21 protein-coding genes are annotated in these 25,929 nt (G+C 45.1%); 18 read left to right on the forward strand and 3 right to left on the reverse strand.

Annotated features, from left to right (window positions below):
* Positions 1-102 precede the first annotated feature (102 nt).
* The 13 genes from I3257_RS08145 to I3257_RS08205 all read left to right on the forward strand — a co-directional run bounded on the left by I3257_RS08145 (position 103) and on the right by I3257_RS08205 (position 16,795).
* The gene (locus I3257_RS08145; RefSeq protein WP_025653094.1) at positions 103-771 is read left to right on the forward strand and encodes an NADH-quinone oxidoreductase subunit B; all 669 of its coding nucleotides are present in this window, start codon (positions 103-105) and stop codon (positions 769-771) included.
* A 246-nt stretch (positions 772-1,017) separates the two neighbouring features.
* Entirely contained in the window at positions 1,018-2,793 is a 1,776-nt protein-coding gene (gene nuoC, locus I3257_RS08150) for an NADH-quinone oxidoreductase subunit C/D (protein WP_238049367.1), read from the forward strand.
* A gap of 187 nt (positions 2,794-2,980) precedes the next feature.
* Complete coding sequence (nuoE, locus tag I3257_RS08155) at positions 2,981-3,490, forward strand: NADH-quinone oxidoreductase subunit NuoE (protein WP_087815841.1); 510 nt, start codon at positions 2,981-2,983, stop codon at positions 3,488-3,490.
* Positions 3,487-4,911 carry an NADH-quinone oxidoreductase subunit NuoF gene (gene nuoF / locus I3257_RS08160; RefSeq protein WP_238049368.1) on the forward strand — a complete coding sequence of 475 codons (1,425 nt, stop codon included), beginning with the start codon at positions 3,487-3,489 and terminating at the stop codon, positions 4,909-4,911. Before nuoE ends, nuoF begins: the two co-directional genes overlap by 4 nt.
* A gap of 10 nt (positions 4,912-4,921) precedes the next feature.
* Positions 4,922-7,984, forward strand: coding sequence for an NADH-quinone oxidoreductase subunit NuoG (nuoG, locus tag I3257_RS08165; protein ID WP_238049369.1), 3,063 nt, complete (start codon positions 4,922-4,924; stop codon positions 7,982-7,984).
* Position 7,985: 1 nt separating this feature from the next.
* Positions 7,986-9,029, forward strand: coding sequence for an NADH-quinone oxidoreductase subunit NuoH (gene nuoH, locus I3257_RS08170; RefSeq protein WP_238049370.1), 1,044 nt, complete (start codon positions 7,986-7,988; stop codon positions 9,027-9,029).
* A gap of 68 nt (positions 9,030-9,097) precedes the next feature.
* Positions 9,098-9,646 (forward strand): NADH-quinone oxidoreductase subunit NuoI, encoded by a 549-nt coding sequence (gene nuoI, locus I3257_RS08175; protein ID WP_238049371.1) that lies wholly within the window; start codon positions 9,098-9,100, stop codon positions 9,644-9,646.
* Positions 9,643-10,389, forward strand: coding sequence for an NADH-quinone oxidoreductase subunit J (gene nuoJ / locus I3257_RS08180; protein ID WP_201605368.1), 747 nt, complete (start codon positions 9,643-9,645; stop codon positions 10,387-10,389). Before nuoI ends, nuoJ begins: the two co-directional genes overlap by 4 nt.
* A 98-nt stretch (positions 10,390-10,487) precedes the next feature.
* Positions 10,488-10,796, forward strand: a complete 309-nt coding sequence (gene nuoK, locus I3257_RS08185; RefSeq protein ID WP_045445153.1) for an NADH-quinone oxidoreductase subunit NuoK — start codon at positions 10,488-10,490, stop codon at positions 10,794-10,796.
* Between the two features lie 4 nt (positions 10,797-10,800).
* On the forward strand, positions 10,801-12,675 hold the full coding sequence (gene nuoL / locus I3257_RS08190; protein WP_238049372.1) for an NADH-quinone oxidoreductase subunit L: 1,875 nt from the start codon (positions 10,801-10,803) through the stop codon (positions 12,673-12,675).
* A 1-nt stretch (position 12,676) separates the two neighbouring features.
* Positions 12,677-14,302: an NADH-quinone oxidoreductase subunit M gene (gene nuoM / locus I3257_RS08195; protein WP_201539525.1), complete on the forward strand. Its 1,626-nt coding sequence runs from the start codon at positions 12,677-12,679 to the stop codon at positions 14,300-14,302.
* A gap of 3 nt (positions 14,303-14,305) precedes the next feature.
* The gene (gene nuoN / locus I3257_RS08200; RefSeq protein WP_238049373.1) at positions 14,306-15,784 is read left to right on the forward strand and encodes an NADH-quinone oxidoreductase subunit NuoN; all 1,479 of its coding nucleotides are present in this window, start codon (positions 14,306-14,308) and stop codon (positions 15,782-15,784) included.
* Positions 15,785-15,949: 165 nt separating this feature from the next.
* Positions 15,950-16,795, forward strand: a complete 846-nt coding sequence (locus I3257_RS08205) for a ferredoxin--NADP reductase (protein WP_238049374.1) — start codon at positions 15,950-15,952, stop codon at positions 16,793-16,795.
* Positions 16,796-16,936: 141 nt separating this feature from the next.
* Here I3257_RS08205 and I3257_RS08210 read toward each other — a convergent pair whose 3' ends face one another.
* Positions 16,937-17,716 (reverse strand): hypothetical protein, encoded by a 780-nt coding sequence (locus I3257_RS08210; RefSeq protein WP_238049375.1) that lies wholly within the window; start codon positions 17,714-17,716, stop codon positions 16,937-16,939.
* A gap of 518 nt (positions 17,717-18,234) precedes the next feature.
* On the opposite strand from I3257_RS08210, the gene I3257_RS08215 reads away from it, so the two are divergent.
* Both I3257_RS08215 and I3257_RS08220 read left to right on the forward strand, forming a co-directional pair.
* Positions 18,235-19,122: an energy transducer TonB gene (locus I3257_RS08215; RefSeq protein ID WP_060490580.1), complete on the forward strand. Its 888-nt coding sequence runs from the start codon at positions 18,235-18,237 to the stop codon at positions 19,120-19,122.
* A 108-nt stretch (positions 19,123-19,230) separates the two neighbouring features.
* Positions 19,231-20,106, forward strand: a complete 876-nt coding sequence (locus tag I3257_RS08220) for a mechanosensitive ion channel domain-containing protein (RefSeq protein ID WP_045451667.1) — start codon at positions 19,231-19,233, stop codon at positions 20,104-20,106.
* Positions 20,107-20,123: 17 nt separating this feature from the next.
* On the opposite strand, the gene ybeY is transcribed toward I3257_RS08220, so the two are convergent.
* Both ybeY and I3257_RS08230 read right to left on the reverse strand, forming a co-directional pair.
* Entirely contained in the window at positions 20,124-20,738 is a 615-nt protein-coding gene (gene ybeY, locus I3257_RS08225) for an rRNA maturation RNase YbeY (RefSeq protein WP_238049376.1), read from the reverse strand.
* Positions 20,739-20,890: 152 nt separating this feature from the next.
* Complete coding sequence (locus I3257_RS08230) at positions 20,891-21,985, reverse strand: PhoH family protein (RefSeq protein WP_045451672.1); 1,095 nt, start codon at positions 21,983-21,985, stop codon at positions 20,891-20,893.
* 630 nt (positions 21,986-22,615) lie between these two features.
* Here I3257_RS08230 and I3257_RS08235 point away from each other — a divergent pair.
* From I3257_RS08235 to I3257_RS08245, 3 genes are all read left to right on the forward strand, one after another.
* Positions 22,616-23,923: an FAD-dependent monooxygenase gene (locus tag I3257_RS08235; protein ID WP_238049377.1), complete on the forward strand. Its 1,308-nt coding sequence runs from the start codon at positions 22,616-22,618 to the stop codon at positions 23,921-23,923.
* Positions 23,924-23,996: 73 nt separating this feature from the next.
* On the forward strand, positions 23,997-25,265 hold the full coding sequence (locus tag I3257_RS08240) for an FAD-dependent monooxygenase (RefSeq protein ID WP_238049378.1): 1,269 nt from the start codon (positions 23,997-23,999) through the stop codon (positions 25,263-25,265).
* 39 nt (positions 25,266-25,304) lie between these two features.
* Positions 25,305-25,929, forward strand: a 625-nt coding sequence (locus I3257_RS08245; RefSeq protein ID WP_238049379.1) for a thrombospondin type 3 repeat-containing protein, incomplete at its 3' end; no start/stop codon positions are given.

Genomic DNA, 25,929 nt, shown 5'->3' on the forward strand with positions numbered 1-25,929 from the left:
TGGCACATTACTGCAAAATGGTCGCTTATTAATAATAGAAGTTAAGGCGATAGCGGAAGCAAGATGATTGCTGCGCTTCGCCTAATATAAAGGTTGTATGTTATGAAATACACATTAACAAAAGCCAACCCTGATGCAGATGTCTATCCTGCACAGACCAGTCAAACGGTCAATGATCCAATCGAAGACGAAGTGAATAAAAACGTCTTTATGGGTCGTCTCGAAGACCTCGTCCATTCAACAGCAAACTGGGGGCGCAAGCACTCACTTTGGCCATTTAACTTTGGTACCTCTTGCTGTTATGTCGAATATGCCACCACCTTAACCGCCGTTCATGATTTGTCACGCTTTGGTGCCGAAGTTATCCGTGCGTCGCCCCGTCAGGCGGATGTGATGATCGTCGCTGGTACTTGTTTTGTCAAAATGGCACCGGTTATTCAGCGCCTGTATGAGCAAATGCTTGAGCCAAAATGGGTTATCTCGATGGGTGCCTGTGCCAACTCTGGCGGTATGTATGATATCTATTCGGTCGTGCAAGGTGTGGACAAAATTATCCCTGTTGATGTCTATGTGCCCGGTTGTCCGCCGCGTCCAGAAGCGTTGATCCAAGGCTTGATGTTGCTGCAAGAGTCGATTACTAAAGAGCGTCGCCCGCTAGGTATTCATGTCAATGATCAGGGTATCTATCAGCCACAAATGACGCCTGAGCGTGACCGTAAGCAAGCAGATCGTATCGCTGTGAAAAATTTGCGTAGCCCAGACAGTATTTAATCAGCGAGCCTGCAGCCAAACTGCATTTGATAAATAGCATATTAGGCATAAATTATTTGGCTATATCATGTTTTAGCTTGGCTCAATCATACACAATCCGTAAAAGTGCTCAGTACGCATATATTCATCGTAGTTCGCTTATGTTTAGCGTAGTTCAGTTATGATTAACATGGTTCAGTTATGATTAACATAGCTCGGTTAGGCTCAACATAGCTCAATGATGATTAATGAAGGAATACATCATTCATGGTCACGGTAGTCGAAAACATAGATCCTAACATTAAGCCTGTTCCAGCGGTTATCACCGAGCTGGAGCAGAAGTATGCCGGTAAGTTTGTCGTGCAGCACACTGTGGATGAGATTCCAACGGTTTGGGTGGCACGTGCTGATTTGCTGGATATTCTTCTATACCTGCGTAAATTACCCCAGCCATACGTCATGCTATTTGACTTGTCAGCGATAGATGAGCGCTTACGCCAACATCGCCAAGGGTTGCCTGACAGTGACTTTACAGTGTTTTATCACCTAATGTCGCTTGAGCGTAATAGTGACGTACGTATTAAAGTCGCGCTGAGTGAAGACGATGTCAATGTGCCGAGCGCTACCAATATTTGGCCAAATGCCAACTGGTATGAGCGTGAAGTGTGGGACATGTTCGGTATTGTCTTTACCGGTCATCCGCATTTGACCCGTATCTTATTGCCAAAATACTGGGAAGGTCATCCACTGCGTAAAGAGTATCATGCGCGCGCGACTGAATTTACCCCGTATTTCTTGAACACCGCAAAGCAACAATACGAGCAAGAAAACCTGCGTTTTGTCCCAGAAGAATGGGGCATGAAACGCTCAGGTCGTGATGAAGACTTTATGTTCTTGAACATCGGTCCTAACCATCCCTCTGCTCACGGTGCATTCCGTTTAGTACTACAGCTTGATGGTGAAGAAGTCGTCGATTGTATCCCTGATATCGGTTATCACCATCGCGGCGCAGAGAAGATGGCTGAGCGTCAAACTTGGCATTCATTTATTCCTTATACCGACCGTATCGATTACCTCGGTGGAGTGATGAATGAGCTGCCGTACATCATGTCGGTTGAAAAGCTGGCAGGAATTACGATTCCACCGCGCGCTGAAACCATTCGCGTGATGATGAGTGAGTTTTTCCGTATTACCAATAACTTACTATTTGTCGGTACGTTCATTCAGGATGCGGGCGGCATGACCCCGGTATTCTATATGTTTACCGATCGCCAAAAAGCCTATGACGTCATCGAAGCCGTGACTGGCTATCGTATGCATCCTGCTTGGTTCCGTATTGGCGGTACGGCTGCTGATCTGCCACGTGGCTGGCAGCGTCTGGTTCGTGAGTTCTTAGATTGGATGCCAAAACGCTTGGACGAATATGTCAAAGCGGCATTGCAAAATAGCGTGCTAAAAGGTCGTACCCAAGGCGTTGCTCAGTACAATGCCAAGCAAGCACTTGCTTGGGGTGTTACGGGTGCAGGTCTGCGCGCGACAGGCGTTGACTTTGATTTGCGTAAAGCGCGTCCATACATGGGCTATGAGAATTACGACTTTGAAGTGCCAGTCGGTTACAACGGTGATGCTTATGATCGCTGTATGGTCAAAGTCGAAGAGATGCGTCAGTCATTGCGTATCATTCGCCAGTGTATGGATAATATGCCACAAGGCCCTTATAAAGCCGATCATCCACTCGCTGTACCACCGCCGAAAGACCGTACCTTGAACGATATTGAAACCTTGATTAATCACTTTATCTCAGTATCTTGGGGTCCTGTGATGCCAGCGGGCGAGTGTACGACGATTGTAGAAGCGACCAAAGGTCTGAACAGCTATTACATCACCTCAGATAAGGCGACGATGAGCTATCGTACCCGTATTCGTACGCCGACATTTGCGCATTTGCAGCAGATGCCATCGGTGATTAATGGCTCGCTCGTCTCTGATGCCATTATGTATTTGGCATCGATTGATATTGTGATGGCTGATTGTGATCGTTAGTACTGTGACAGCTAATACTTTAATCTAATGCTTTGATCAGAAAATTATCGTTATTAAAGAAATACGTTTATCAATATATCATTGCCAAATGGCACACCAAAATGTTGATATCTTGCCATATAGCGACACTTATAAGACTGTCGCTATTAGCTGATAAAGCGTGATGAGTGAGGACAGATAGAAGACTATGAAAATTGTTTCCGACAAAATGCCAAAAGTAGATGTGGCAAGCATCCTCACTAGCGAGGAAATTGCGGCTATTCATGAGTTTATGCACCATTACCCGCAAGCACGTGCTGCTTCGCTAGACGCGCTAAAAATCGTGCAAAAGCGCAACGGCTGGGTCGATGACGCACAAGTGAATGCCATTGCCAATATTCTAGACATTCCGATGTCAGATATGGACGGGGTTGCTACTTTCTTTAACCGTATTTATCGTCAGCCTGTCGGTCGCCACGTTATCCTTATTTGTGATTCAGTGGCTTGTTATTTGACAGGCTATGAAGCCTTGTCTGCTGAGATCAGATCGCAGCTGGGTATTGAGTATGGTCAGACGACGGCTGATGGTCGCTTTACGCTATTGCCAATTTGCTGCTTAGGTAATTGTGACAAAGGCCCTGCTGTGTTGATTGACGAAGACACCTATGGTCCAGTCCAGCCTGAAGAGGTAACGCAATTATTGGAGCTATACGCATGAGATTAACGCTTTCAGAGCAGATTGCTCAACGTAGTCAAGGCAAAGCACCTAGCCAGCTCAATGAGCAGCGCATTCCAATTTATGGTGATAAAGCCACAGCGACTAGCGAAACCAAACCGTTAACATGGCGTCTAGCACATCATGATGCCGTACTAGATTTGACCACCTATGAGTCGTTAAAAGGCTTTGATGGCTTAAAGCAAGCTTTGATTCAATCGCCTAAAGAAGTTGGCAATATGATTAAAGCTGCCAACGTCAGAGGTCGTGGCGGTGCAGGTTTTAATGCTGGTTTGAAGTGGACATTCATGTCACCACCAGATGGCTTGCCACGTTACCTCATCTGTAATGCAGATGAAATGGAGCCGGGCACCTTTAAAGACCGTCTATTAATGGAGCGCCTACCGTTTCAGCTGATTGAAGGTATGTTGATTACCGCTCATGCGATTGGTGCAACTGACGGGTATATCTTTATCCGTGGTGAATATATCTTAGCCGCCCAGCGTTTGGTCACTGCTATCGAAGAATGCTTGGCCAACAATCTAATGGGCAAGAATATTTTAGGTTCAGACTTTAGCTTTAACTTGCACGTGCATACTGGCGCTGGACGCTATATCTGCGGTGAAGAAACGGCACTGATTAATTGCTTAGAAGGTCGCCGTGCTAATCCACGTACCAAACCACCGTTTCCACAAATTTCTGGTGCATGGGGTCGTCCAACCGTCGTCAACAACGTTGAAACCTTGTGTAACATGCCAGCCATCCTAAACCATGGTGTTGAATGGTATCAGTCATTATCTAACATCAAAGGCAAGAGCCAGACACCGGGTACCAAACTGTTTGGCTGCTCAGGTTTAGTCAATGATCCAGGTCTGTGGGAGTTACCGTTTGGTTATACGGCACGCGAAATCATTGAGGATTTAGCGGGTGGTATGCAAGAAGGTAAAACACTGAAAGCTTGGCTACCAGGTGGCGCCTCTACTGACTTTTTAACCACTGAGCATTTAGATGTGGTGGTGGATTTTGACACCATTCAAAAAGCAGGTAGCCGTATGGGTACTGGGCTAATTATGGTCGTTGATGAAGCGCAAGATATGGTGCCACTCGTTCGTAATCTCGAGATTTTCTTCCAACGCGAATCCTGCGGTTGGTGTACGCCATGCCGTGACGGTCTGCCTTGGGGTGTCAAACTGCTTACTGCTATCAATGATGGTGAAGGGCAAGTCGGCGATGTGGAAAAGCTAGAAGGCCTTACGCGTGACTTATGGATTGGTAAAACTTTCTGTGCACATGCGCCGGGTGCGATGGAACCACTGATGAGTGCGATTAAATATTTCCGTCCAGAGTTTGATCAAAAAATCGCGCAGGCGGTTGGTGTCGATGTCATTGATGCGGCAGCCAATCAACAGCCAGAAGTGAAATAAGGAGAGCGGCATGGCAGTCATACATATTGATGGAACCACTGTCGAAGTAGATAGCGCAGATAACTTGCTACAAGCCTGCTTATCACTAGGCATTGATGTGCCGTATTTTTGTTATCATCCAGCCCTTGGCTCAGTAGGCTCGTGCCGTCAGTGCGCGGTCAAGCAATTCCAAAACAAAGAAGACATGGAAGCAGGTCGTGGTCGTCTTGTGATGTCATGTATGGTCGCTCCGGGCGATGACATGTATATCTCTGTTACTGACGATGAAGCCAAAGCATTCCGCAAGTCGATGGTTGAGTTACTGATGACCAACCATCCACATGACTGTCCAACTTGCGAAGAGGGCGGACATTGCCATTTGCAAGACATGACCTATATGTCAGGTCATAGCCGTCGTCGTTATCGCTTCACCAAACGCACGCATCATAACCAAGAGCTTGGCCCATTCATCGCGCATGAGATGAACCGCTGTATCGCTTGCTATCGCTGTGTCCGTTTTTATAAAGACTACGCAGGCGGCGAAGATTTGGGTGTTTACGGCTCAAACAATCGCGTCTACTTTGGTCGTGATAAAGATGGCCAGTTCGAAAGCGAATTCTCAGGTAACTTAACGGAAGTATGCCCAACGGGTGTCTTTACCGATAAAACGCATTCTGAGCGTTATAACCGTAAATGGGACATGCAATATGCGCCAAGCATCTGTCATGGTTGCTCAGCAGGTTGTAACATCTCACCAGGTGAACGTTATGGTGAATTACGCCGTATTGAAAACCGCTATAACGGTGAAGTAAACCGCTATTTCTTATGTGACCGTGGTCGCTTCGGTTATGGCTATGTCAATCGTGATGACCGTCCAACCCAAGCGCTTGAGCGTATCAACGATAAGCATGTCAAAATCAATATTGACTATGCACTCGATGAAACTATCAAACGTATCAAAGATAAAAAAGTCATTGGTATTGGCTCACCTCGTGCCAGTTTAGAAACCAACTTTGCACTAAAAAATCTGGTTGGCTTTGATAAGTTTTCAACAGGTCTCAATCATCAGCAGCAAGCACTGGTCAATAAATGCATTGAAGTATTGAGTACTGATGGTATTTATAACCCAAGCATGACTGCTATCGAAAGCTATGATGCGGTATTGGTATTGGGTGAAGATATCACCCAAACCTCATCGCGTGTCGCGCTGTCAGTACGCCAAGCGGCAAAAAACGAAGGCCTAAAAATGGCAGCGGCGCTACAAACACAGCCGTGGCTTGCCGAGCCTGTTAAACGTATTGCTCAAGATGCGTTAAGCCCAGTTTATGTCATCGATGTAGTGCAAACTAAGCTAGAAGACATCAGTAAAGTGAGTGTGGTGGCGACCCCTGAAGATATTACTAAACTTGGTTTCAAAGTGGCTGATGAAATTGTCAATTTCGCTAATGATTTAGCAGACATAACAGACCCACAAACAGCTGAACAAAATGCTGATGCTAGTGCTGATACTGACGGTATGCAAGCATTAGCGAAGCAAATCGCTTATGACTTGATTCAAGCTGATAAGCCGTTGGTTATCTCGGGTAGCAGCTTATCGTCTACCACGTTGATCGAAGCAGCGGCGCAGATTACTCAAGCATTGACGCAAAAACGCTCAGCCATTAAAGCGACTGAACAGCAGCAAGTGGACACGCATAATGCTCAAGTTCGTGATGAGCAAGCGCAAATAGAAGATAAAGAGCTATCTGCTAAACCAAACAAACCTGAAAGCGGTGTTGATACAGAAACTCAAGACAATGTAGAACGCGCTCCTGCTAAAAAACTTGAGCTGAAAGAAGTAAACAATAAATATCAGGCACAAGCAGGTATTTACCTAACGGTTACCGATGCCAATAGTATGGGTGTTTGCATGCTTGGCGGTCAGTCAGTCGAAGAATTGTTAGCGACTGATTTCGATGTGGTCATCGTCGCTGAAAATCAGCTGACTGATGCCATTGATGCCAGTAAGTTGACTCAACTATTAGCCGACAAAACCGTCATTGCGCTAGATCATCAGTTGCTTGATTGGCACAAAGATGTCGATATTGTATTACCTGCGGCTAGTTTTGCAGAAGCAGACGGTACGTTGATATCGGCTGAAGGTCGTGCACAGCGTTTCTTCCAAGTTTACGACAACGAATACTATCATCCAATGAGCAGTATTAAAGAGGGCTGGCGCTGGTTACATGCCGTGCATAGCATCATCGAGGGTCGTGATGTCGATTGGACGCAGCTAGATGACGTCATCAATGCATTAATTGCTACACATCCTAAGCTTGCGGGTATTAAAAATGCTGCTCCTGATGCCGATTACCGTATGACGGGTCTTAAAATTGCTCGTCAGCCGCGTCGTTATTCAGGCCGTACCGCCATGCGTGCGCCGATATCTGTGCATGAGCCGATGCAGCCAAAAGATTTAGACACCGGTTTGACCTTTTCAATGGAAGGTTATAGCGGTAAAGAAACACCAAGCTCGATGATTCCTTTTGCCAATGCGGCAGGTTGGAACTCACCGCAAGCGTGGAACAAATACCAAGATAAGGTCGGCGGTCATCTGAAAAATGGTGATCCAGGTGTGCGCATGTTCGATCAGCTAGCACGTTTAGAAACACGTCAATATGTTGCACCAGATGCTATATCTGTGACGACGACGGATATGCAGCAAGGACAAGCCAAACTGGTGCCTATCCATAATATTTATGCCAGCTCTATGATGGCGTCACGTAGCCCAGTGGTTGCGAAGCAACTGCCTGTTGCTGCATGGCGTATCGGGATGGATGATGCTAAGGACTGGAACATCGCTAATGGCGATTACTTAGCGATTGAGATTGATAAGCAACAAATCACCTTGCCAGTACAGATAGTCGGTTATTTAGCAGAAGGCTGTATTGGTTACCCAGTTGGGCAGGTGAGTATTATTCATCCATCAATGCCAGCGTCGGTTCGCAAAGTGGATGCACCAGTGACGATGATGGGTAGCATGGCTAACGATATGATGAACAATAACGATGCTGCGCAAATGAACACAGCACCGACCACCACACAGGAGGTGTAATATGCAAGTTACCCGTATTATCCCTGATGTGCCAAGCTTCTTGGCTGGTAGCATGAGCTTTGATGCTTGGTCCATTTTATTTATGGTCGGGCAATCACTGGTCATCTTCTTGGTCGTGGTTATGGTTGCCGCTATGATGATTGTCTATGAGCGCCGCATGCTAGCACTCTGGCAAGACCGTTACGGTCCAAACCGCGTCGGACCCTTTGGTTCGTTGCAGCTGGTTGCTGATATGCTCAAAATCTTCTTTAAAGAAGATTGGACGCCGAACTTTACCGATAAGTTTATGTTTACCTTGGCACCTGCGGTCGCGATGTTTACCGCATTGGCCTCATTTGCCATTATTCCTATCTCGCCGACGCTTGGCGTGGCTGATTGGGACATTGGTATTCTGTTCTTCTTTGCGATGGCAGGTATTGCCGTCTATGCAGTGATGTTCGGTGGTTGGGCCTCTGCCAATAAATTCTCGCTACTGGGTGGTTTGCGCTCTGCTGCACAAACGATCAGTTATGAAGTCTTCTTGGGCTTATCACTGATGGGCGTAGTCGCATTGACAGGCTCATTTAATTTGCGCGCTATTGTCGAAGCGCAAGCGGACGGCTGGTATATCATCCCACAGTTTTTTGGCTTTTTGACCTTTGTCGTTGCTGGTGTTGCCGTTACGCATAGACATCCATTTGATCAGCCAGAAGCAGAGCAAGAGCTGGCTGAAGGCTATCATGTTGAATATTCTGGCATGAAGTTCGGTATGTTCTTTATCGGAGAGTATGTCAACGTTGTCTTGATTTCTGCCTTGATGACTTGTTTGTTCTTCGGTGGTTGGCTTGCACCTTTTAATTTAGATATTCCATTTATTCCACCAGCTTTTTGGTTCATGATTAAAACACTGTTCTTTATGACCATGTTTATTTTGGCTCGAGGCTCACTCATGCGTCCGCGTTATGATCAAGTGATGAACTTTGGCTGGAAAGTTTGTCTGCCAGTAACGCTGATTAATCTGTTGGTTACTGCTGCGGTCATTTTGATCTTTTCCCCAACGTTATAGTCATTACTAGTAGCCATCACTAGCCATCATTGATGAACTAGGGTAAAGCTGATAAGGATAATAATCCCATGTTTACTACCATAAAAAAGACCGTCATTGGACTATTTACCATTGTCCGCAGCATGTGGATGGTCAATAGTCATGCGCTCAGACCGCGTGACACCATTCTTTATCCTGAGGTGCCGGTACCTGTGCCGCCGCGTTTTCGTGGACGTATTGTGCTGACGCGTGACCCGGATGGTGATGAACGCTGTGTTGCTTGTAATTTATGCGCGGTGGCGTGTCCCGTCGGCTGTATCTCATTACAGAAAGCTGAGCGTGACGACGGTCGCTGGTATCCAGAGTTTTTTCGAATTAACTTTTCGCGCTGTATTTTTTGTGGCTTGTGTGAAGAGGCGTGTCCAACGACAGCCATTCAAATGACGCCTGACTTTGAGTTGGGTGAATATAAGCGCCAAGACTTGGTCTATGAAAAAGAGCATTTGCTCATTTCAGGGCCGGGTAAATATCCTGATTATAACTATTATCGTGTGACGGGTATGGCGGTAGCGGACAAACCAAAAGGCGCAGCACAAAACGAAGCTGCACCGATTGATCTAAGGAGCTTGCTACCATGATGAATATTTTGAACCATCCTGAACTGGCTGGGTTTTATTCGCTTGCAGCAGTGGCCATATTTGCCAGTCTGCGCGTCGTGACTCAAGCCAATCCAGTGCATGCTATCTTATCGATGATTGTGTCATTACTGGCAATCGCAGGGATATTTTTCGTCCTAGGCGCGCCATTTGCTGGTGCGTTAGAGATTGTCGTCTATGCCGGTGCTATTATGGTGCTATTTGTCTTTGTTATTATGATGCTTAATTTAGGCATGAGCAATGATGAGCGTGAAGAGCGCTGGCTTGATGCGGGCACTTGGGCGCTACCGACAGGGTTAACGATTATTATCGCGGTTGTGCTGTATGCGATGATTGGTATGGGTCATGACGAAGCGGCAATGATTGGTGGCTCGACAATATCTGCCAAAGCAGTCGGTACGGTGCTATTTACTAAATATGTGATGTTGATAGAAGTGGCTGCATTGCTACTATTGGCAGCCTTAGTCGCCGCTTATCATTTGGGTAAAGAGTCTATCGCTGATGAAGTTACTGTTAATGCAAACCACAGTAATGATAGTCAAGGATCTAATGCTAATGTCGCAAGTATCAAACACTACGATGATCACGGCATGCCTATAGATGCTGACGCGGCGAAAATGGCAGAACCTTACGAATATAAAGATGTTGACCCGCATGACTATGTAAGTATGAATGCAGGTACGCAGCTGGGTGTGAATAAAGTCACGCGCAAGGAGTCAGACTAATGGTACTAGCAGCGAGCGTGGCACAAGATGTGTCAAACGTGCCGTTTGCCCACGAGGTCGCCGGCTTAGTACAGCCGGTTGCTGAGGCGCAGAATGTACTGGGCATGATACCCATGAGCCATGGACTGATTTTGGCAGGTATCTTATTTGCCATTGGTCTGTGCGGCGTCATGGTACGACGTAACTTCCTATTTATGCTAATGAGCCTTGAGATCATGATGAATGCAACAGCATTAGCATTTGTGGTGGCAGGCAGTCGTTGGGTTGATCCAGATGGACAGATTATGTTTATCTTTATTTTGACCTTGGCAGCAGCAGAGGCCGCCATTGGTTTGGCAATATTATTGCGGTTTTATCATCAGCGTGGGCATCTCGATGTCGATAGCGCCAATGAGATGAAAGGATGATGTCATGAGTTTATTACCATTAACCTTTATATTCCCGCTCGTTGGCTTTTTGATTTTGGCCTTTATGCGCGACAAGCTAACAGAGCAGGTGGCAGCGATTGTCGGTGTCGGTAGTATGCTGTTATCAGCACTATGCACGCTAATCGTTAGTTATACTTTTTTAACCAATAATCCAGCAGGAACGGTCGTAGAGATTCCGCTTTGGACATGGTTCCAAGTCGGGGATTTTGCCCCAAGTTTCGGTCTGAGCTTTGATGGTTTGGCACTGACGATGACGGGTGTCATCACTGGGATTGGCTTTTTAATCCATCTCTTTGCCGCTTGGTATATGAAAGGTGACACTGGCTTTGCCCGTTTCTTTAGCTATATGAACTTGTTCGTTGCCAGTATGCTATTGTTAGTATTAGCAGATAACTTGTTCTTGCTTTATCTTGGCTGGGAAGGCGTTGGTATCTGTTCGTACTTACTGATCGGTTTTTATTACCATGACCGCGCCAATGGTCTTGCAGCGATGAAAGCCTTTACGGTGACGCGCGTGGGTGATGTATTCTTAGCCTTCGGTCTGTTTTTATTATTCCGCGAATTCGGTACGCTTAATATTCAAGAGATTATTACCCGTGCGCCAGAAGTATTCGATATCAACAATCCAACGATGATGTTGACCACCATGATGTTGGTTGGCGGCGCGATGGGTAAATCAGCCCAACTACCACTACATACATGGCTTGCTGATGCAATGGCAGGTCCGACGCCAGTATCAGCGCTTATTCACGCGGCAACGATGGTCACGGCAGGTGTTTATTTAATCGCTCGTCTACATCCATTGTTTGAGCTGACGCCTGGTATTTTATTATATTGGGTCGGCGGCGTAGGGGCGTTGACGTTGGTCGTTGCTGGATTCTGTGCGCTGGCACAAACCGACATCAAACGTATTCTTGCTTATTCAACCATGAGCCAAATTGGCTATATGTTCTTAGCACTCGGCGTTGGGGCATGGCAAGGGGCGATCTTCCATTTGATGACCCATGCTTTCTTTAAAGCCCTGTTATTCTTATCATCAGGTGCCGTCATCCTTGCGGTACACCATGAGCAAAACATCTTTAAGATGGGCGGTCTACGTAAAAAGATACCGTTGGTCTTTTGGTGCTATATTGTTGGTGGCGGTGCACTTGCGGCAATACCTTGGGTCACGGTCGGATTTTATTCTAAAGAAGCGATTCTTTGGGAGAGTTATGCAACCGGTCACATGGTCTTATTCTATATGGGTGTATTCGGCGCATTTTTAACCGCACTTTATACTTTCCGTATGATTTGGATTATCTTCTTTGGTGAAGAAAAGACCCACGCGCATAAGTTATCTGGTGTGTCGTATTGGCTGCCACTTAGTGTGTTGCTCGTATTATCAACGGCAGTGGGTGCATTTATCACTCCACCATTACAAGGCGTCTTGCCAGAGAGTGTTGGGCATTTATTGGAAGTCGCTGGTCAAGCGCATGGTAAGCATACGGCTGAGTTTATCGCCATGGGTGCGATGCTGGCTGGTCTAATAATAGCGGCGCTATTATATGTGGTGGATAAAGGTCGCATGCTCACCCGCTTTAAGCGCTCACGTGTTGGTGGGGCGCTATATCACTGGTGTTATCATGGTCTAGGTTTTGATGCGCTATACGATGTAATTTTTGTAAAACCCTTTTTGTTCATCGGCCGCTTATTTAAAGCCGACCCTATCGATAAAGCGTGGCTCGTCTTACCTAAGCTGGCATCTGCTGGTAATAAGGTATTGTCTGCGACGCAAACTGGGTCACTTCGAGGTTACGCTGCAAGCTTTGGCTTGGGCATGGCTGTATTACTAGTGCTGGTAATGATGACGGTGGTATAAGATGATTGAGTTACAACAAACGTGGATGCTACCAGCATTAATCGCAATTCCCTTTATTGCAGGATTGCTATGTTGGTTGGTCGAGCGCTTTAATAAACGTCTGCCGCGCTGGATTGCTCTAATCGGTATGACGTTGACCTTTGTGTTGTCGCTAGTGATGTGGCAATACGGCGACTTTAGTGGCATGAGTAAACAAGTCATTGCGCCAGACGCTGCTGTGCCTTGGGTTGCTGAATTTAGTGTGCCATGGATACCGAGCTTTGGTATTAGCTTCCATTTAGCGATGGATGGCTTGTCACTGATGATGGTGGCGTTGACAGGATTGCTCGGTATTGCTGCAGTGGCTTGTTCGTGGAATGAGATTCAGCGTCGAGTCGGCTTTTTCCATCTCAACCTTTTGTGGAGTTTGGGCGGCGTTATTGGTGTTTTCTTAGCCATTGATCTGTTCTTGTTCTTCTTCTTTTGGGAGATGATGCTGGTTCCTATCTACTTCTTGATCGCTATTTGGGGTCATGATGTGGTTGGCAAAACCAAGGAATACGCAGCGACTAAGTTCTTTATTTATACCCAAGCGTCTGGGCTTATTATGCTGGTCGGTATTTTGATATTGGTCATTATCAGCTACGCTCAAAAAGGGGTGGTCAGCTTTAATTATAATGATTTGCTCGGTACGTCACTTGGCGGCTGGGAATATCCGATCATGCTGTGCTTCTTTATTGGCTTTGCCGTTAAGCTGCCGATTATTCCGTTCCATGGCTGGTTGCCAGATGCGCACGCACAAGCCCCAACGGCAGGTTCAGTGGATTTGGCAGGGGTGCTAATTAAAACCGCCGCATATGGTTTGATTCGTTTTGTGTTGCCGTTATTCCCAGCAGCATCACAAGATTTTGCGCCGATTGCCATGACCTTGGGTACGATTGGTATCTTTTATGGCGCATGGCTCGCCTTTATGCAGACCGATATGAAGCGTCTACTGGCTTATACCAGTATCTCGCATATGGGCTTTGTGGTATTGGCAATTTATGCTGGAACCTTACTCAGCTTGCAAGGTCTGATGATTCAGATGCTGGCACATGGCTTAAGCTCAGCAGCGCTATTCATCATGGCAGGGCAGTTATATGAGCGTCTACATACGCGTGATTTAACCTTGATGGGTGGTATGTGGGGTCAGTTCCGTTACTACGCACCGATACTGATGTTCTTCTGTGCGGCATTGCTCGGTATTCCGGGCACAGGTAACTTCATCGGCGAGTTCATGATTTTATTTGGTGCTTTTGCTCAGTATCCAGTATTTGTGGTCTTTGCAACATTCAGTCTGGTACTAGCAGGGCTATACTCGCTTATTTTGATTCACCGTGCATTATTTGGCAAAAATAACATCGAAGCAGTCGCCATGCAAGAAACCAAAGCACATGGTTTGCCTACGCGTCCATTAAAAGATTTGGGCAAGCGTGAGTTGTCATTGTTATTGATGCTCGCTGCAGGTTTGGTCTGGCTTGGTCTATATCCACAGCCGTTCCTTGATACTTCAAGTCATGCGATGCAGTGGATCAATAATGCTTATATATACAGTCAAGTCACACAAGTAGATGCGTCGCAACTGCTTGATGCAATGGAGGCACGTTAAGTCATGAATGATATTACGATGAATGATTTGATGGGATTGTTGCCTTATGCGCCAATCATTGCCGTCGTTATTACGGTATTGGTGGTCATGATTGCCATCGCAATTAAACGCTCACATATGGTGACTGGTACGATAACGGTCGTCGGCTTAAATATTGGTCTGTTTACCCTCATTGGGCAAATGACAGGGATTGTGAATAGCGGTACTCTCGTACCAAATGCTGAGCAGTTATTCGTTATTGATAACTTTGCTCAGTTTAATATGGTGATTATTTTTATCTGTGCATTGGCTTGCTGTACGTTATCTTATGCGTATTTAGCCAACCTCAAGGATAATAAAGAAGAGCTGTATTTGCTCATGTTGCTATCGACGATTGGTGCTTTGCTGATGGTCAGTGCTCAGCATTTAGCGTCATTCTTTATGAGCTTAGAGATGCTGTCTATACCGCTATACGGCATGCTGTCATATACCTATATGCGCAACCGCTCGCTCGAGTCAGGGTTGAAATACTTGGTGCTGTCAGCGACGGCATCGGCGACATTACTCATGGGTATGGCATTTATCTATGCCGAAGTAGGCTCGCTCGCCTTTAAGCCAATCAGTATGGTATTGGGTGATGTTTTTGAGTCGCCACTTCTGATACTTGGTGCGGCGATGATGATGTTTGGTATCGCCTTCAAACTCTCTGCTGCGCCGTTTCATATGTGGACACCAGATGTATACGAAGGCGCTCCAGCACCAATCGCTACCTTTTTAGCATCGGTATCAAAAGTAGCTATGATGGGCTTGGCGGTTCGTTTCTTAATCGATACGTCTTTATTGGCATTGCCATCGGTGCAAATGCTGTTAATGGTCATGGCAACTTTATCTATTTTGATCGGTAACTTATTAGCAGTACGTCAAACCAGCCTCAAACGCCTATTGGGTTATTCATCCATTGCCCATATGGGTTATATGTTGATTGTCATCGTCAGTATCGGCGCGGCAGCGGATAGTATCTCTAGTATGTATATGGCGGTTTATGCATTAACCTCTATCGGTGCCTTTGGCGTTGTAACCTTGATGTCGAGCCCTTATCGTTTATCTGGTGAGGCTGATGAGCTGACTCATTATCAAGGGCTGTTTTGGCGTCGTCCCGTATTGACTGCGGTTATGACTATTATGATGTTGTCATTGGCAGGCATTCCGTTGACGGCTGGTTTTATTACCAAGCTATTTGCGATATTGGCAGCGGTACAAGGAACCAATTGGTTCTTAGCAGCGATGATTATCTTGGGTAGTGCGATCGGCTTATTCTATTATCTGCGCGTAATGCTCACCCTCTTTAAACGTCCTAAACAGTTCATTGAGTTTGACGTTTCTAGCCAATGGGCGATGCGTACTGGCGGGATTATGGTTATTGCGGTAACTGCGATGATTATCTTCTTTGGTATTTTGCCAAACAGCATGATTGAATGGGCAAGTCTGGCACGTATTTGGTAAATAAAAAGGGTAAGTAGGGGTATGCTGATACCGCTGCTTATCTGTTATTACGGTCAGAAACCCAAGATGCGCCAGCTTTATGATAAGCTTGGCGCATCTTTTATTGTGTGTCGTTCAAAGTTTTGATAAAAATAATGATTACTAAAAAGTGAGTCGATAATTCTTATGAGTGATAATATTCAGACAGTAACCGTGCTTAGTAAGACCACGTGGACACCAAACCTATTTAGCTTCACTGTCAGCCGTCCTGATAGCTTTAAGTTTACTGCGGGTCAATTTGTACGTTTGGGCGTCAATCCCAGTCAATTAAAATATTATAAACAGCAGCGTGCAGCAGGTAATGCCGCCGCTAATGAAGAACAGAAGGAGAAACTAAACGAAGACATCTTTCGGGCTTATTCCATCGTCTCTTCGCCGTTTGATGAAGTATTAGAATTTTTCTCTATTGTGATTCCTGATGGTGCATTTACGTCGCAGTTGCAGCATTTAGAAGTGGGCGATGAGCTACTACTCAATACTATGCCGTTTGGTTTTTTGACGTTAGCACGTTATCAAAAGCCTTTACCAAAAGATTTATGGCTGCTCGCGACTGGAACGGGCTTGGCACCATTTTTATCAATGTTACAAGATTTGCAGACGTGGGAAGATTACGAGCACATCATATTGGCTTATAGTGCGCGCTCGATAGAAGAGCTTGCCTATATTGACAAGATTGAAAGCTTGCAAGAAGATTTTGGTTCTCTGGTTGATAATCCTGCAAAATTAATCTTTATTCCCATCGTTACCCGTGAACCTGTCGAAGGCGCCCTGACAGAGCGTCTGCCCAAGCTGCTGCTGGATGGCACGCTACTACAAGAGCGCGCAGGGATAGCCTTAGATATTGATAGCACGCACGTCATGTTATGTGGTAATCCAGACATGGTGGAAGACACCAAAGAAGCGCTCAAGACCTTAGGTCTGGTGATGAATCGTCGCGGCGAGGGAAATATTGCAGTAGAAAATTACTGGTAGTTGTATGATTGATGACGGCACGCTTTAGAAGCCATTGAAAATTTGCTTGATAAAAAAGCGCTGACGCTAAAAGACAAAAGTAGTCTCTAAGTGTCAGCGCTTTTTTGCTAACTAAAAAACGTCATTTTTATACTGAGGGATTTATACTTGACTCGGTTCAGTCGCATCATCGATTGGATTAATAGGGCCTTGCATCAGCTCAGGCTCATCATCATCGCCGATAATATCTTCGTTACTGCTGGCAGCCAATAAATCACGATAATTGATTTGAGTTTTCAAAATCATTTGCTCTTCTTCAAGTTCGCCATAGTTGACTTGAACTTTATGCAAAGTGCTCATGATTTTTTTGTTCTTTTTTAACCAGCGATTGATATCAAGGTAGATAACCTCGTCTTTTGCACGGGCGATATTGATATAAGAGAGAATAAAGCCTAAAGGATCTTTTTTCAGAATAGTGTGATAAAACCAAATAAACAGTTTGATACCTTGGCGCTTAATAAACGACTCACAACGTAGATTTAGCACATCAGTATAAGTCTGTTGACCAAAGACAAATCGCTGGACGTTACGATCGAGCTGTACATGAATCAAACTAAAATTACTCGCCACCTCTGCATAAATGCCACCAGCATCGACCGTACAGTATAAGCGGAACCAGTCATCATGCATCTCAACACGTAACTCTAAGATGGCTTTTACATTATCAGTGACGAACTTCTGCAGCGCATCATTGACATAAATCTGTGCCACTGGCAGCGACAACTCATCTTCGAATTTATCAGTCGTTCTATGATATATCTGTTTGATTGATTGGGTAAGGCGCTCCCAACCATCGCTAAATGATTCGTCGAAACGATAGCCCATATTTTCAAAAAATTCATCAAAATTGTCTGAATTATTCCTGTTATCAAAATCACTCAAACTTATTATCCTTATAATTATAGGGGAGGTAGCTGACTCAATGGCATAAAGAGCGACTGATTAAAAAATGACAGACAGACTGTTCTTTAATGAAAGCTGGCGAGTGGTCATTACAAGCATTTTTTCTAAATCAGCCCTGTCTATTTATGCCTGTTTAACCCGCCCTAATGACACAAAAATTATAAAACAGTATATAACAAATATGATGGCTTCAAAATGGACACATGGGTTTTGTCGCAAATCATTTAATTGGTAATGCTTATATGTTCAAAATACGGTCTAGCTATGATATAGCCGCATTGGTGTTATATCATTTTTGCTGGTTCCGCTCGTCAATAAATTGACCAAAGGAGATAAATCATGTGTAAGTGGATTAAAATGAGTCGGCAACGGTTGTGCTAGCGACAGAATTCTATGTCATGTTATGATAGCGTCAGTATAAATCCTGCCCATTATCATAACGCTTATTATTTGCTGTCTTGTATTTATAAGCTCATATTCATAAGCTGAGACCCATTGTGGCCTATATCAAAGATTCACAAAGCTATCATTTTTCCGCGCAAGCTCCTAAGCGGGATGTTAGTTTACCGGTGGCCATCGTTATCGCTGTGGCCGTACACGCCATTATTATTTTTGGTATTGGCTTTTCGATGGGCAAAGATCCTGCAGCAATGATGCAAGATGTGGCAAAAGCGCTAACTGACAATATGCAGCCAAATGAAGACGCTCACTTTATTGCTAATGCTTCCCAAGAAGGTGGCGGCACAGTGGAGGAGCAATTAAGACAAGAGAACGACCAAATCAGCCCATTGTCTGCTGAGCAAATAAGTGAAACGCAAGATGTTATTAGCCTACAGCGTCAAGTACGCCAGCAGCATTATCAAGAAAGCTATCTGCGTACCACCTTAAGCTGGCGTCAAGCGAGTGTGGAGTCTGATAATGATAGCAAGCAAGCACAAGATGATATGATGGCGCAAGAAGAGCGTCTGCGTAAACAAATCGCTACCTTAGAGACACAGCTGTCTCAACGTCAGCAAGTCTATGCAACCAAATCAAAAGTCGTGACGGTCGATAGCAACTCGACGACGCGTGGTGCTGCGGCTGATTATATTAACACCTTCCGTGAGCATGTCGAACGCATTGGGAATTTGCATTATCCCATGCAGGCACGGGCACAAGGTATCACGGGCGAAGTACGCCTTATGGTCATCATCAGTAGTGATGGTAATATTAAAGCCATACGTCTGCTTGAAAGCTCCAACTCCACATTATTAGATGAAGCAGCAAAGCAATCGGTACGCCAAGCAGCGCCCTTTGGTAAATTCACCAAAGACATGGAAGATATTGTTGAGCTACGTTTGATACGTACCTATCGTTACAGCGATAAAGTGGATGTTACTTATTAGGGCGAATTCAATATATAGATGATGAGCGTTAGCTACGCTGCAAACAGATAAGATACCAATATTTATAACAAACGAATACCACACACCGCTATAAAATAAAGAGTCAGTATGGAATTTTTAGGTTTTACAATAGATGTTGCCAACTTAACCAGTAACGCATTAAGCTTGGTCATTAAAGTTGCGCTAGCGATATTAATATTCGTCGTAGGTCGCTGGCTTGCCAAAAAGGCAGTCACCGTTGCTCACAAAATGATGTTGCGTAGTCGCTTAGATGACACCGTTGCGAACTTTTTAGGTCGTCTAATCTATGGGGTGCTACTGGTCGTGGTTGCATTAGCTGCCTTGAGTAAGGTTGGCGTACAGACCACCTCGGTCGTCGCTATATTGGGCGGCGCTGCAGTAGCCATTGGTCTGTCACTAAAAGATCAGTTGTCTAACTTTGCCGCTGGCATCATGATTGTGACGTTTCGCCCCTTTGTGCGCGGCGATTATGTGCAAATCAGCAGCTACACAGGGACCGTAACAGAAATTACTTTGGTCAATACCCACCTAACGACGATAAACAATCACGATATCATTATCCCAAATAGTGATATTACGACTTCAGCTGTGACGAACTATACGGCGCTACCCAACCGCCGTGTCGATATCACGGTCGGTATTGGCTATGATGCCGATATCAAAACTGCCAAAAACGTGATGTTGAATTTGGCAAAAAATAATCCGTTGGCCTTTACTGACCCTGAACCTATCGTACGCGTCACCAATTTGGGTGATAACTCGGTAGACTTGACGCTAAATATTTGGACAACCAATGCTGACTGGTGGACCATGCAGTGTGATTTGCTGGAGCAATTCAAATACGCCTTAGATGATGAAAAAATCGACATTCCATTCCCGCAGCGTAATGTCCATGTTAAAGGACTGGATCAGATGATTAATCAGATGAGTCAAGCACAAAAGCTACCGATGACCAAAGACTAGTCGCTAAAAAATATGAATTAAGTATAAGGGTTTGGAAGGCTGAGATCTGCTAAAATCTCAATTTCAAACCGTTCCATCTCATCTTGCTCGGCTTGTCCAAGCTCATGATCAAAACCCAATAAGTGCAGCACACCATGTATCAGTAAGTGGCTAATGTGCTGTGCGGTTGTCTTTTCTTGCTCTGCGGCCTCACGTACTATGACGCCATGACAGATGACCAGCTCACCGAGGGGGAGCGTTGGCATCAGCTCAATAATTGCGGCTGGCAGATCACTTGGATAAGATAAAATATTGGTCGCATAATCCTTACCGCGTGCTTCCAGATTTAATGCCTGACCCTCAATTTCATCGGTAATGTATATGTCTAATGCTTTAGATTTTTCTTGCCATAGCTCAGGGTCGATATCTACAAAATAGGGTAGCGTTAGACCTTCTTTAATGCGCCTATCGATATAATCCAACGCTGCCATCATCACAGACTGTAAGTGCTTACGATCATAAAAAGTGTCTAGTATGTCATCATCGATACTACTGGTGGCACTGATATCAAGTACTGCCAAACTGGCATCATCGCCAGCACGCTCATTTGCATCATGGTTGTCAAAACTGTTGTTACCCTTCTCTTGGCTCATGCCATTATCCTTTTACTTTATTGTAAGATGGTGTACTTTATCATTCGATAGAACCTATGACTAAACCTAAAAAATGCTAGTCGTAAAAAACCGGACTACTGATAGTAATCCGGCTTTGCATTTTTATAACATTAAGTAGCAGGCTAGACCGTTTATAGCTTGGCTGCAGCATTAGCAATAACTTGTTTACGCTCTTGCTCTTTTCTGCGCTCAAACTTACGCTTTTCTTCTAATGCTACTTGTTCTTCATCATAAACATCGTAGGCTTCTACAATTTTCTGTACCAATTGATGACGTACCACATCTTTTGAATCAAACTTGGTGATATGAATTTCTTCAATACCACTTAAGATTTCCATTGCTTGCGCTAAGCCTGACTTATGACCACGTGGCAAATCGACCTGTGTAATATCACCTGTAATTACTGCTCGTGAACCGAAACCCAAACGGGTCAAAAACATTTTCATCTGTTCAGGCGTGGTGTTTTGCGCTTCATCTAAGATGACAAACGAGTTGTTTAACGTACGACCGCGCATATAGGCAAGGGGTGCGATTTCGATGACTTGTTTTTCAATCAGCTTGCCCACTTTTTCAACGCCGATCATCTCATATAGCGCATCATATAATGGACGCAAGTAGGGATCGATTTTTTGCGTCAAGTCACCTGGCAGAAAGCCCAGTTTTTCACCAGCTTCTACCGCCGGACGCACCAATAAAATCCGCTCAATCTCATTACGCTCAAGCATATCCACGGCGCAAGCCACGGCTAAATAGGTCTTACCCGTACCAGCAGGGCCAATACCGAATGAGACATCAGAGTTCAGTACGTTTTGGACGTAGGTCTGCTGATTGCCACCGCGAGGAATGATACGACCTTTACGCGTGCGTAAGCTAACTGGCGTAAACTCGTGAGCTGATTCTAAGTCCGCCTCAGCGTCTGCATTATCCTTGGCTTCTTGCTCATCCGCTTCCATATCTTCATCACGAGAAATGCTCGATTGGATAATAAGATGTAGCTCCGCTGCACTAATGTCCTTGGTATTCTGTGCCTCATCTACCAGTTTATAAATAATACGTTCACCGCGCTCGACATTCGATATGTCGCCACTCAAACAGAAGTCACCTTGACGCTGCATGATTTTGATATCGAGGCGTTGTTGGATATATTTCATGTGATTGTTGTATTCACCAAGCACGGTTTTGAGCTGTGCGGGTGTCAATGATTCAAACTTTATACGGCGGCTCATGGAATCAGTCAAGCGATTATCCTTTTATTATGTACCCCAATGCTATGATTTGGTTTTGATGGCATTGCGGGTTTAAGAGATAAAATGGTCGGTCGTTATGGTCTTGGCTTTACGTTATAGAGATAGAAATGACGTAGAATTATTATTCGTTTTAGGAGTGATGATAAGTAACGGTCTTGCCTTTATTATGGTCGATAGATTTTAAATTTCAAGCCATACGTCGAACAGATGCCACTGTTTTTGTACGACGATTGCAACCGCTTATCGACATTGATATTTTTATGTCTAATTTTGAGCGGGTTACGGCATTGTAAATCACGTTTAGAGCGTGACGAAATCAAGCGTTTCAGGTATACGTTTTGGCTACTGTTAAGGCGACAGAGTTGGAGGCGATCTGTGGTAATCTATGGATGATGTCGTAGTGCTTTATCGCTGAGTTTAAAATATGAATAAAATGATGAAAGCTGACGAAGGTTAGGGCGTATGACACATTCGACTAATGCTATGCCGATGTGTGAATGTTCGAATGTTCAATACGCCCTAAAAAATTAAAAGAATTCTAGCGATCATTCATCGCTTATAGTGCGTGCGCCCAACAGCGTAAAATAGACATGAAAATTAGGAATAATAATGCAAAATACTGATGTAAATTTATCGAATGCTAAAAAAAAGTTTGAACATAAAAAGGCAGCTACTGAGCAGCAAGTCCTCATCGCTGGTGGTGGTCATGTGGGATTGTCATTTGCACTGTTACTAGCACATCATGGTATTGCTAGCACGTTATTAGAAAAAAATAGCTACCCAACCATCAGCCCAAATGATGACAGCAATCGCAGCCATTATTTAGACAGCCGCAATACAGCACTGTCACGTCGTACGGTACAGATTTATCAAGAGATTGGGTTATGGGATGAGTTGCAAAGTCATGCTTGTCGTATCGATGCGGTGCAGATTAGTGAGCAAGGCAGCTTTGGGCGTGCACAATTAAATAAAGCTGAAGAGCGGGTCGAGTCATTTGGACAAGTGATGGAAAATGCGTGGCTCGGACGTAAGCTTTTATTAGCCGCGCAGCAAGAGCCATTAATCACTTTGATCGATAATGCCAGTGTCAGCGCCGTGACCCAACAAGCGGATGGGGTGACGCTCAGCTTTAACTATTATGGTGAAGAGGAACATGAGCAGCAATTGCAGGCCAGTGTTTTAGTCGCTTGCGATGGTCGCGATTCGACGGTACGCCAATTATTAAATATTGGCACGACGATTTATGATTATCAGCAAACCGCTATCGTCGGTGTGGTAGAAACTGACAAGCCACACGCACATGTGGCGATAGAGCGTTTTAGTCCAGCAGGGCCACTGGCGGTGTTGCCACTGACCGATCCAGAAGGTGACGGCAATGACGACTATCAAAATGGCTATAGACGCTCTGTGGTTTGGGTATGTCCAAAAGGTGAAGAAAATAAATACTTAGAAGATGATGCGCATTTCTTAGCGACATTGCAGCAAGCCTTTGGTGAGCGTGCGGGCACGTTTGTCGCTGCTGGTCGCCGCGGCGCTTATCCATTGACACGTGTACTGGCAGACAAGCAAGTAGAGGGTCGCTGTGTCATCATGGGCAATGCTGCCCATACCTTGCACCCTGTCGCTGGACAAGGTTTTAACCTCTGTATGCGTGATGCCCATGTGCTGGCACAAATGATGAGCGCGCAAGTGCTAAAGGGCGAAGACATCGGCGATACGCAACTGTTAAAACGCTATGAAAAAGCACGTCTAAGCGATCAAAAACGCGTCATTCGCTTCTGTGATGCCGTGGTACATGGTTTTACCCATCCTAATCCAGCCATCAAGTTGGCAAGGAATGTGGCCTTGGTTGCCTTTGATAAACTGCCAAATATTAAGCCACTAGTCGCTAACTATGCTATGGGATTAAAGTCCTAGTTTGCCATATCACGGTATATTAACGGTTTAGACCAATGTTCTATACGATTGTACTTAACTGTAGGAATAACTTATGAAAAATAATCATACGCTGATTATCGGTAGCGGTATTGTTGGGGCAACGCTTGCTTTAAAGTTGGCGCAAGCAAAAATGCCTGTGACGTTAATTGATGCTCGCTCTGCACGTGATGACTCAGAATGGCAACAGGTGCTTGGCAAGCGGGATGCGCGCGTTTATGCCTTGAGTCTTGCTAGTATTAACTTACTTAAAGACGTGGGCGCATGGCAAAAGATAGCAGCATCAGAGCGCAAAGCCGATTATTCGCAAATGCAGGTATGGCAACTAAACGGTATGGGTGAGCTATTATTTGGCGATAGCGGCGATAATCATCCTAACAATCATTTACCGCAAATGCTCGGTAGCATGGTCGAGCCTGCTGTCATTGAGCATGCGTTATGGCAATGCCTGTATGAAGATGATATCAGTGACTATCTAACCATTATCGCGGGGCAAAAAGTTACAAACATGGATTGGTTAGGTGCAGATCAAGGCTACCGGGTGACGCTAGACAATCATACTGCTATCGATGCGATGCTGCTGGTTGGTGCCGATGGTCGTGGCTCATTTGTGCGCCAGCAAGCGGCGATTGGGCTGGACACACTCGATTATAATCAAACCGCTATTTGCTGTGCGATTCACACCGAAAAACCGCATCAAGCGACTGCCCGTCAGGCGATGCTGCCCACAGGTACGCTGGCGTTATTGCCGCTCGCTGATATTACTGATGCAGATAAAGCCAACCCACAACATTGGCAGTCGATCGTATGGACATTGCCGCGTAATCAAGCATTGGCGTTGATAGAGGAGGACGCGCGCGTCATTGCTGATAAATTGGCTGCTGCCAGTAACTATGAGCTAGGTGCTATCACTCAGATTGAATCAATCGCTAGTTTTCCACTGACCGCGCAACGAGCGAGAAGCTACGTCGCGGACAACCTAGTCTTGATCGGTGATGCAGCGCATGGCGTCCATCCACTGGCGGGTCAAGGGTTGAATCTGGGCATGCTCGATGTACAGGCTTTAAGCGAGCAATTGGCACATGATTTTGAACGTAGTGGTGGAACCAGTTGGGGCAGCAATCAAACGTTGCGTAGCTACGAGCGTTTGCGTCGTCCACATAATAGCCTGATGATGCATAGCTTTTCCGCGCTTAATTGGCTATTCGCAGGGTCGCTTGCACAGATGCGTCCTATTCAACAAATTCGTAATGAAGGTATGTATCGCGTTGGCAAAATCAAGCCATTGATGAGACTGTTTGCTAAGCAGGCGAGTGGGGTTTAGAGGTTTGAATGAAGTTATTAACTAAACTAAGGATAGCGTATGAAGACTCAGTCATGGATGGCGATAGCTGTCGTAATAGCTAGTTTTATTTTAGCCTCCTGCCAATCTACACCTAAAAATAATACAATAGATAAAAATGTAGACAACACACCTAAAGTATTGATAGAGCCACTTGCAGATACAGACAATGACGGCGTGCCCGATGAACTTGATAACTGTCCCAACACTGCTGAAGGGGTCAAGGTTGATCCCTATGGCTGTCCAGTGGCGGTCAATCTGATTGGGTCACTAGTAATGGATATTCGAGTCTATTTCACCTCAGATAGTTTTACCCTAACCAACGAAGCTTATTTAACTGAAGTACAAAAGGTCGCTGAAAAAACGCGTAATAACCCTAATTTAGTTACCATTTTATCAGGCCATATCTCCAAAACTGAAGCTGAAAACCGTCAAGCCACTAACGCCACGCCTAATAATAGGCGCTTAGCGAGTAATCGCGTGAAATTAGTCAAAGATTATTTAGTAGAGCAAGGGATTGTTACTGATAAAATTTTGGCGTTTGATTGCAGGGATAAAATTCAGCTTGGTATTAATAATGAAGGTGCTAATACTGAAACTGAAACTGAAACTGAAACTGAAACTGAAACTGAAACTGAAACTGAAA

The sequence above is a fragment of the Psychrobacter sp. Ps7 genome, assembly GCF_022129225.1.
Classification (GTDB): domain Bacteria; phylum Pseudomonadota; class Gammaproteobacteria; order Pseudomonadales; family Moraxellaceae; genus Psychrobacter; species Psychrobacter immobilis_A.